Source organism: Streptomyces sp. NPDC006197, assembly GCF_040613865.1.
Lineage (GTDB): Bacteria > Actinomycetota > Actinomycetes > Streptomycetales > Streptomycetaceae > Streptomyces.
Genome location: NZ_JBEXSZ010000299.1, coordinates 1 through 1,577 on the forward strand (window position 1 = coordinate 1; position 1,577 = coordinate 1,577).

A 1,577-nucleotide genomic window follows, 5' to 3' on the forward strand; every position below is an offset into this window, starting at 1 on the left:
GCCAAGTGCTTCGCCTCCGACGTCGCCATGGAGGTCACCACCGACGCCGTCCAGCTGCTGGGCGGCTACGGCTACACCCGCGACTACCCCGTGGAGCGCATGATGCGCGACGCCAAGATCACCCAGATCTACGAGGGCACCAACCAGGTCCAGCGCATCGTCATGGCCCGCAACCTCCCGTAACCACCAGCCTCTCGAAAGGAGACAGGCCGTGACCCTGAAGATCGCTGTCTGTGTGAAGTACGTCCCCGACGCGACCGGCGACCGCGGTTTCGCCGACGACCTGACGACCGACCGCGAGGCCGTCGACGGGCTCCTCTCGGAGCTCGACGAGTACGCGGTCGAGCAGGCGCTCCGCATCTCCGAGGAGTCCGACGACGCCGAGGTCACCGTCGTGACGGTGGGCCCGGACGACGCCAAGGACGCGCTGCGCAAGGCGCTCTCCATGGGCGCCGACAAGGCCGTCCACGTCAACGACGAGGACATCCACGGCTCCGACGTCATCGCCACCTCCGCGATCCTGGCCAAGGCCCTGGAGAAGACCGGCTTCGACCTGGTCGTCTGCGGCATGGCCTCGACCGACGGCACGATGGGCGTCCTGCCCGCACTGCTCGCCGAGCGCCTGAGCCTGCCGCAGGTCACCCTGCTGTCGGAGCTCTCCGTCGAGGACGGTGTCGTGAAGGGCCGCCGTGACGGCGACGCCGCCACCGAGCTCCTGGAGGCCCCGCTGCCGGCCGTCGTCTCGGTCACCGACCAGTCCGGCGAGGCCCGCTACCCCTCCTTCAAGGGGATCATGGCCGCCAAGAAGAAGCCGGTCGAGGAGCTGGACCTGGACGACCTGGGGATCGACGCCGACGAGGTCGGCCTCGCCGGGTCCTGGACCCTGGTCGACGCCGTGGCCGCCCGCCCGGCCCGCACCCAGGGCACGATCGTCACGGACGAGGGCGACGGCGGCAAGCAGCTCGCCGCCTTCCTCGCCACCCAGAAGTTCATCTGACCCACCGTCACCCCACCTCAGGAGCAAGGAATCATGGCTGAGATCCTGGTTCTCGTGGACCACGCCGACGGTGCGGTCCGCAAGCCTGCCCTCGAACTGCTGACCCTGGCCCGCCGCATCGGCGAGCCCTCGGCGGTCGTCCTCGGCGCCGGCGAGGCCGCCGCCTCGATCGCCGCCACGGCCGGCGAGTACGGCGCCGCCACCGTGTACGTCGCGGACGGCGCCGAGTTCACCGAGCAGCTCGTCGTCCCGAAGGTCGACGCGCTCACCCAGCTCGCCCAGGAGAAGGGGGCGGCCGCCGTCCTGGTGACCTCCTCCGGCGAAGGCAAGGAGATCGCGGCCCGAGTCGCGCTCCGCCTCGGCTCCGGTCTGATCACCGACGCCGTGGAGCTGGAGGCCGGTGACAAGGGCCCCGTCGCCACGCAGTCCGTCTTCGCCGCCTCGTACCAGGTGAAGTCCACGGTCTCGCACGGCGTCCCGGTCATCCGCCGCCGAGTTCCGCGACCGGCCGGGCCAGGATCGTGCCGTTGGGCCAGATCCCGCCCCGCTGCCGGCGCCGGGACACGGTGACCACCGGAGC

At 71.1% G+C, this 1,577-nt stretch carries 3 protein-coding genes; all 3 read left to right on the forward strand.

Annotation, left to right across the window (positions count from 1 at the left end; genetic code table 11):
- Positions 1 to 183, forward strand: a 183-nt coding sequence (locus ABZ318_RS39560) for an acyl-CoA dehydrogenase family protein (protein ID WP_356907248.1), incomplete at its 5' end; no start/stop codon positions are given.
- Between the two features lie 28 nt (positions 184 to 211).
- Positions 212 to 997, forward strand: coding sequence for an electron transfer flavoprotein subunit beta/FixA family protein (locus tag ABZ318_RS39565; RefSeq protein WP_356907249.1), 786 nt, complete (start codon positions 212 to 214; stop codon positions 995 to 997).
- A gap of 33 nt (positions 998 to 1,030) precedes the next feature.
- Positions 1,031 to 1,567 (forward strand): hypothetical protein, encoded by a 537-nt coding sequence (locus ABZ318_RS39570; protein WP_356907250.1) that lies wholly within the window; start codon positions 1,031 to 1,033, stop codon positions 1,565 to 1,567.
- Positions 1,568 to 1,577: the final 10 nt, after the last annotated feature.

Excerpts from the sequence above, each read along its gene's own strand:
- ABZ318_RS39570 (WP_356907250.1), top strand. The coding sequence starts at position 1,031 with ATGGCTGAGATCCTGGTTCTCGTGGACCACGCCGACGGTGCGGTCCGC.